This window comes from Burkholderia sp. Se-20373, from assembly GCF_017104705.1.
In the GTDB taxonomy this organism is placed as follows: Bacteria; Pseudomonadota; Gammaproteobacteria; order Burkholderiales; family Burkholderiaceae; genus Burkholderia.
On record NZ_JAAGPH010000052.1, the window covers coordinates 39,594 to 47,583 of the forward strand.

At 63.0% G+C, this 7,990-nt stretch carries 5 protein-coding genes; all 5 read right to left on the reverse strand.

Annotated elements, in window-relative coordinates; genetic code table 11:
* Positions 1–152: 152 nt before the first annotated feature.
* Complete coding sequence (locus G3N96_RS18695; RefSeq protein WP_089425356.1) at positions 153–1,832, reverse strand: SpoVR family protein; 1,680 nt, start codon at positions 1,830–1,832, stop codon at positions 153–155.
* Positions 1,829–3,097 (reverse strand): YeaH/YhbH family protein, encoded by a 1,269-nt coding sequence (locus G3N96_RS18700; RefSeq protein WP_206138069.1) that lies wholly within the window; start codon positions 3,095–3,097, stop codon positions 1,829–1,831. Before G3N96_RS18700 ends, G3N96_RS18695 begins: the two co-directional genes overlap by 4 nt.
* A gap of 125 nt (positions 3,098–3,222) precedes the next feature.
* Positions 3,223–5,145: a PrkA family serine protein kinase gene (locus G3N96_RS18705; protein ID WP_011351905.1), complete on the reverse strand. Its 1,923-nt coding sequence runs from the start codon at positions 5,143–5,145 to the stop codon at positions 3,223–3,225.
* A 552-nt stretch (positions 5,146–5,697) separates the two neighbouring features.
* The gene (locus tag G3N96_RS18710) at positions 5,698–7,464 is read right to left on the reverse strand and encodes a methyl-accepting chemotaxis protein (RefSeq protein WP_206138070.1); all 1,767 of its coding nucleotides are present in this window, start codon (positions 7,462–7,464) and stop codon (positions 5,698–5,700) included.
* Positions 7,465–7,742: 278 nt separating this feature from the next.
* On the reverse strand, positions 7,743–7,990 hold a 248-nt coding region (locus tag G3N96_RS18715; RefSeq protein ID WP_241022709.1), incomplete at its 5' end, for a PfkB family carbohydrate kinase.

Here is a 7,990-nt window from a genome sequence, read left to right on the forward strand (position 1 = left end):
GCACGGCGCTACGGAATTTTAGCGAAATGTAAAGTAACGGGCTCTCCGGGTTCGTCCCGATGTAGAAAATTTTTCTCCCGGCACGCGTTCGTCATATGAAAACGCCAGCCGCAAGGCTGGCGTCCGATGCAAGCATTCCGCAGGCGACACGTTCAGATCCGCACCTCCGGCGGCACGTAGCGGCACTCGTAGCGCTTGCGCACGGTGCCGGCCTCGTCGACGCTTTCCAGGAACACGTCGAATTGCCAGAGCCGCGCCATGTGCTTGAGCACCTCGTCGCTGTCGTTCGACAGGTGGCGGTTGTCGGTCATGAAGTGGCGCAGCGTGAGACTGCGATCACCGCGCGTATTCACCGCCCACACCTGGATGTTCGGCTCGCGGTGATGGATGTCGTACTGCCGCGACAGCGCCTGCCGCACGTACTGGTAGCCCGAATCGTCGTGGATCGCCGACACCTCGAGCGAATCGCGCATATCGTCGTCGAGCACCGAGAACAGCCGCATGTCGCGGATCAGGCTCGGCGACAGATACTGCGCGATGAAGCTCTCGTCCTTGAAGTTGCGCATCGCATAATGCATCGCCGGCAGCCACGGGGTGCCCGCGATCTCCGGAAACCACTTGTAGTCTTCTTCCGTCGGCGCTTCGCAGATCCGCCGGATGTCGCTCATCATCGAGAAGCCGAGCGCATACGGGTTGATCCCGCTGTAGTACGGCTTCGTGACGGGCGGCTGGTAGACCACGTTGCTGTGCGAGTGCAGGAATTCCATCATGAAGCTGTCTTCCAGCTTCCCCTGGTTGTACAGCGTGTTCAGCAGCGTGTAGTGCCAGAACGTCGCCCAGCCTTCGTTCATCACCTGCGTCTGCCGCTGCGGGTAGAAATACTGGCCGATCTTGCGCACGATGCGGATCACTTCCCGCTCCCACGGTTCGAGCAGCGGCGCATTCTTCTCCGCGAAATACAGCAGGTTCTCCTGCGGCTCGGGCGGATAGCGGTCTTCCTGTTCTTCCATCAGCTCGGGCTTCTTGCCCGGCAGCGTGCGCCACAGTTCGTTCACCTGCGACTGCAGGTACGCCTCGCGCTCGCGCCGCAGCGCGGCTTCCTTCGACAGCGAAGGCTTCTGCGGCCGCTTGTAGCGGTCGACGCCGTAGTTCATCAGCGCATGGCACGAATCGAGCAGTTCCTCGACGCGATCGAGGCCGTAGCGCTCCTCGCATTCCGCGACGTAGTTCTTCGCGTACACGAGATAGTCGATGATCGCGTGCGCGTCGGTCCACAGCCGGAACAGGTAATTGCCCTTGAAGAACGAGTTGTGCCCGTAGGCCGCGTGCGCGATGACGAGCGCCTGCATCGTCATCGTGTTCTCTTCCATCAGGTACGCGATGCACGGGTTCGAGTTGATGACGATTTCGTACGCGAGCCCCATCTGGCCGCGACGGTAGCTCTTCTCGGTCGACAGGAAATGCTTGCCGAACGACCAGTGACGGTAGTTGACGGGCATCCCGACCGATGCATACGCGTCCATCATCTGCTCGGCGCTGATCAGTTCGAGCTGGATCGGGTAGATATCGAGCTCGTATTGTTCGGCAACCTGCGAGATGTGCGTGTCGTATTCCTCGAGCAGTTCGAACGTCCAGTCGGACGGGCACGGCAGCGGCTTGCGTTCGGCAACGTTCATACGCGCTTCCTTTCGCCCGGAGCCGGGCAAGTCGGCGGCCGGCGGCGGCGGTTCGGCCTGCCCGCGTTGCTGCGATGCGGCAGGGCCGGCCGTGTCGTCGCCGGAGGGGCGCGGCGCATAGCCGCGCGACTCGTTGTGCAGATGGCGGGTCGTCATGACATTTCCACCTGCTTTTCGAACAATTCGCGAAATACCGGGTAGATGTCGGCAGCCGATTCCACTTTTTTCATCGCGAGATGCGGCTGCGACAGGGCCAGTTGCGCGTATTCCAGCCACAGGTTCTGCTCTTCCGGCGCGACCTGGATATACGCGAAGTAACGCGTCTTCGTGAGGATATCCTCTTCCAGGATTTTGCGACACTTGGGCGAATCGTCGGTCCAGTTGTCGCCGTCGGACGCCTGCGCGCCGTAGATGTTCCACTCGGTCGGCGAGTAGCGCTCGTTCATCACCTTGCGCATCAGCTCGAGCGCGCTCGACACCACCGTGCCGCCGCTCTCGGTCGAATGGAAGAAGGTGTCCTCGTCGACTTCCTCGGCTCGCGTGTGGTGACGGATGAACACGACCTCGATGCGCTCGTAGTTCCGTTTGAGGAACAGGTAAAGCAGGATGAAGAAGCGCTTCGACAGATCCTTGCGCTGCTCGTCCATCGAGCCCGACACGTCCATCAGGCAGAACATCACGGCCTGGCTCGACGGTTGCGGCTGCTTCACGCGGTTGATGTAGCGCAGGTCGAACGGATCGATGAACGGAATCCGCCAGATGCGCCCCTTCAGGTGATGGATCTCGGCCTCGAGCACCGCGATCTCCGCGCGCCGGTCTTCCGGATCGCGCTTCACCGCCTCGAGCTGCGCCTCGAGTTCGCGCAACTCGTTGACGAGCGGCGAGCCGAGCGCGATGCGACGCCCGAGCGCGCTGCGCAGCGAACGCACGACGTCGATGTTGTTCGGCGTGCCTTCCGCCGACCAGCCCGCGCGCACGTTCTTCCAGCTCGGCACCGTCAGCAGGTGCGTCTTCACGAGGCGCGGGAGTTCGAGGTCGTCGAAGAAGTACTGCATGAACTCGTCACGCGACAACTCGAACACGAAGTCGTCCTGCCCTTCGCCCTCGTTGCTCGCCTGACTGCCTCCCCCGCCCGAACCACCCTGCGGACGCGGGATCTTGTCGCCGCGCACGTAGTCCTCGTTGCCGGGGTGCACGTATTCACGACGTCCGCCAGGGGCGTGCCGAAAATTCGGCTCCGCGATGTCCTTGCGCGGGATCGTGATGCTTTGCGTGCTCTGGATATCCTTGATGCTACGGTCGCGCACCGCATCGGACACGGCACGACGAATGTAGTTCTTGACGCGACGCAGAAAGCGTTCGCGGTTGGCGATACTCTTGTTCTTGCCGGCCAGCCTGCGGTCGATGATTTGATGAAGCACTCCCGGTCTCCCGCTCGAAAGTCGATATGCCGGGACGCTCGCCGCACATGCCGTCTCCCGTCATGCGGGCGGCGTCTCTGAAAACACCCGTACGGCGACGCCGTACGGGCGCAGTACCGCGCGCGTCATGACGACTTGCGCACGCGCAGGTACCAGTCGCAAAGCAGCCTCACCTGCTTCGGCGTATAGCCCTTCGCGACCATCCGGTTCACAAAGTCCTCATGCTTGCGCTGCTCCTCCGCCGAACCCTTGGCGTTGAACGAAATCACCGGCAACAGTTCCTCGGTGTTCGAGAACATCTTCTTCTCGATCACGACGCGCAACTTCTCGTAGCTCGTCCACACGGGGTTCTTGCCGGCATTCGCCGCCCGTGCACGCAACACGAAGTTCACGATCTCGTTGCGGTAATCCTTCGGATTGCTGATGCCGGCCGGCTTCTCGATCTTCTCCAGCTCCGCGTTCAACGCGGCGCGGTCGAAGCTCTCGCCCGTGTCGTGGTCGCGGAATTCCTGGTCCTGGATCCAGAAGTCCGCATACGTGACGTAGCGGTCGAAGATGTTCTGGCCGTACTCCGAATACGACTCGAGGTAGGCCGTCTGGATCTCCTTGCCGATGAATTCCGCGTAGCGCGACGCGAGCACGTCCTTCACGAAGGACAGGTACTTCTGCTCGGTTTCCGGCGGGAACTGCTCGCGTTCGATCTGCTGTTCGAGCACGTACATCAGGTGCACGGGGTTGGCCGCCACCTCGCTCGAATCGAAGTTGAACACGCGCGACAGGATCTTGAACGCGAAGCGTGTCGACACGCCCGTCATCCCTTCGTCCACGCCCGCGTAGTCGCGGTATTCCTGGTACGACTTCGCCTTCGGATCGGTGTCCTTCAGGTTTTCGCCGTCATATACCTGCATCTTCGAGAACAGGCTCGAATTCTCCGGCTCGTGCAGGCGCGACAGCACCGAGAACTGCGACATCATCTTCAGCGTGCCCGGCGCGCACACGGCCTCGGCCAGCGACGAGTTGCGGATCAGCTTCTCGTAGATCTTGGTCTCTTCCGACACGCGCAGGCAGTACGGCACCTTCACGACGAAGATCCGGTCGAGCAGTGCCTCGTTGTTGCGGTTGTTGCGGAACGCCTTCCACTCCGACTCGTTCGAGTGCGCGAGGATGATCCCGTCGAACGGAATCGCGCCGAAGCCCTCGGTGCCCTTGAAGTTGCCTTCCTGCGTGGCGGTGAGCAGCGGGTGCAACACCTTGATCGGCGCCTTGAACATTTCGACGAACTCGAGCAGCCCCTGGTTCGCCAGGCACAGGCCGCCCGAGTAGCTGTACGCGTCGGCGTCGTCCTGCGCGTACTGTTCGAGCTTGCGGATATCGACCTTGCCGACCAGCGACGAGATGTCCTGGTTGTTCTCGTCACCCGGCTCCGTCTTCGCGATGCCGACCTGCCGCAGGATCGACGGATAGCGGCGCACCACGCGGAACTGGCGGATGTCGCCGTTGTATTCGTGCAGCCGCTTGACGGCCCACGGACTCAGGATGTTCTTCAGATAGCGGCGCGGAATGCCGTACTGTTCCTCGAGGATCGGACCGTCTTCGTCGTAGTCGAACAGCCCGAGCGGCGATTCGTTGACGGGCGAGCCCTTCAGCGAATAGAACGGCACGCGCTCCATCAGTTGCTTCAGACGCTCGGCGATCGACGACTTGCCGCCGCCCACCGGGCCAAGCAGATAGAGGATCTGCTTCTTCTCTTCGAGCCCTTGCGCAGCGTGGCGGAAGTAGGCGACCACCTGCTCGATCACCTCCTCCATTCCGTAGAACTCACGGAATGCGGGATAGACCTTGATGACCTTGTTCGCAAAGATCCGCGACAGGCGCGGGTCGTTGCGGGTATCGATGTGTTCAGGTTCCCCGATTGCTTCCAGCATGCGTTCACCAGCCGTCGCGTACGCGGATGGATCGTTCTTGCAGAGCGCGAGATACTCCTCCAGCGAGAGCTCTTCCTCTCGCGTTTTTTCGAAGCGGTTCGCGAAGCTGCTGTAAATATCCATGCTACCTCCCTCGCCTGAGTCTGAAGACGTGCCTGCCTTCGTACGACTGCGCAGAAGCAAGCGCGTTCGAATTCATCCTAAACCCTTTCTTATTTTTTTTCACGAACTCTTCGTATGAAGTTCGTCATTCTCGACAACACCGCTTGGACAACACATTTCGTCGTTTTACAATCGACCTCCCGAGCCGCAGAAACTGCATCCGTCGCGTCTCGTCGAACAACGGAACGTCTTGTGTGTTGGACACAACCGACGTCGTCACTTCTCCCCTTCATCCCTATACGTTCGAGCGGTCGTTTTCGACGACACGTTGCGCGCGCCGTTACAAATTTTTTTCGCAGCGCCCTTACGGAAATACCCGTACGACGGATGCGGGAACATGACGCCCTACCTGTGCACGCATCCTTCGAGGCACATTTCACCCTGCATGCAATGTCGCACGATCGTCATTCATGCCCGTCGCCTGTCACATTTCTCCAGCGCAGAAACGACGACGCCCGCATGTCGCGGGCGTCGTTCGTCACCTAATGGGGATAGATGCGCGGCGCGCGCGAATCAGAAGGTTTCCCAATCGTCCGCGCCGGCGGTAGCGGCCGCTTGCGCGGGCGCCGCAGAAGCAGCGGCGGGCTTGCGTGCCGGCGCCGCCGCGGCGACGCGTTTCGGTGGTGTGTCGCGATCGTCGCGCACAGCAGCCTGCACGGGCACCGCAACCGTTGCGGCGGCCGCACGCGGCGCGTGACGCACGGCAACCGGTGCTGCGGCGCCCGGCCGTGCCGTGTCTTCATTGAGCTGAAATACCGCCGCCGTTTCACGCAGGCGCCCGGCCTGTTCGTCGAGCGATTGCGCGGCAGCCGCGGCTTCCTCGACGAGCGCCGCATTCTGCTGGGTGACCTCGTCCATCTGCGCGACCGCGCGCGCCACCTGGTCGATCCCGCCGCTCTGCTCCTCGGACGCCGCCGCGATCTCGCCCATGATGTCCGTCACGCGCTGCACCGCACCGATCACATCGCTCATCGTGCGACCCGCTTCGTCGACCAGCGTGGAACCCGAGCGAATGCGCTCCACCGACGCGTCGATCAGCACCTTGATCTCCTTGGCCGCGGCCGACGAACGCTGGGCCAGGCTGCGCACCTCGCCCGCGACGACCGCGAAACCGCGGCCTTCCTCGCCTGCCCGCGCGGCTTCGACTGCGGCATTCAGCGCAAGAATGTTGGTCTGGAACGCGATTCCTTCGATGATCGCGATGATGTCGGCGATCTTCGCCGAGCTGTCGTTGATCTCGCCCATCGTGCCGACCACCTGGCCGACCACCGTATTGCCCTTGTTTGCAATCTCCGACGCATTCGCGGCCAGCGAACTCGCCTGGCGTGCATTGTCCGCGTTCTGTTTCACGGTGCCGGTCAGCTGCTCCATGCTCGATGCGGTTTCCTGCAGCGCCGCGGCCTGTTCCTCGGTGCGCGACGACAGGTCGATGTTACCGGCCGCGATCTGGCGCGCCGCGGTCGCGATCGACTCGCTGCCGCCGCGCACGGTGCGCACCGTGTCGACCAGCCCGCGCTGCATCTTGCCGAGGCCTTCGAGAAGCTGGCCCATCTCGTCACGGCGATCCACGACGATCGGCCGGCGCAGGTCGCCGGCGGCAATCGCATCGAAATGCGCGAGCGCGTCGGCAATCGGGCGGCCGATCGCGCGGCTCAGCGTCAGCCACGACACGACCGCGGCGCCGAAGCCGGCCAGCAGCGCGACGATCGCCAGCACGCGCAGCGTGTCGTACACCGATTCCGCGTGATCGAAGCTGGTTTGCCCGTCAGTGAACTGGAAGTTGCGCAGCGCCTCGCTCGCCATCGCGAGGTCGTTGTAGCGCGCCTGAAGCTGCTTCGCGCCATCGCCGATCCGGTCGGCCTGATTCGCCCCGATCACGCTCGCGAACGCGTCGCACTCGCGCTGCAACGCCTGCCGCTTCGCGGCGACGTCCTGGGCGAGCCGGTCTTCCTCCGGACCGCGCGGCAACGCGAGGTATTTCTGCCACCACGTGTCGGACTGCGCACGCATCGCGCGGCTTCGCTCCACGGCCGCCGCTGAGTCCGGCGTGCCGGCCAGCAGCGCCCCTCGGTCGAGCGCCAGGCGTTCGCGCGCGGCGTAGATTTCGGCAACCGAGACGTCTACCGCGCTCGGCATCAGGTTCGTGAACATATCCCGCGTCGTCTCGTTCGCGCGCGTCATGCCGTACACGCCGAGCCCGCCGATCACACCCAGGAGCACCGCCAGAAACGCCATCGTGAAACCGATGCGCGCACGAATCGTCAGGTTTTTGAACACCATCATCCTTCCTGTGTTGCGTCGTGATGGACGGGACAGCCCGTCGCTTCGAAGCATTGCTTCACTTGGTGCATTTACGACCATGCACCGCACAACTTGATGGTGTTTCCGCTATTTTTTCGAATTATTCGTCTGTTTATTACAAATGGCCAAATGAATAATGCACGTTTCAGCGTGTGTTTGGAAGCCAAGGGATGGGCGGCGCCCCGCTGCCGGCGCGCGTCGCAGGCAGGCGGCCGGCCGTCGTTTGCGACGTACCGGCCGCGATGCTTGATCCGGCCCTATTCGGCCAGTTCGGCCAGCGTGGGAATCGACGGCTGCGCGCCCGCTCGCGTGACGGACAGTGCCGCTGCGCGTTGCGCGAAACGGATGGCCGTATCGACGTCCGCGCCGGCCGCGAGCCGCGCGGAAAAGCCGCCGATGAAGGTATCGCCGGCCGCCGTCGTGTCGACGGCCTGCACGGCCGGCGCCGGATAATGCCGCGCCGCGCCATCGGCCGTCAGCGCCAGCACGCCGCGCGCGCCGAGCG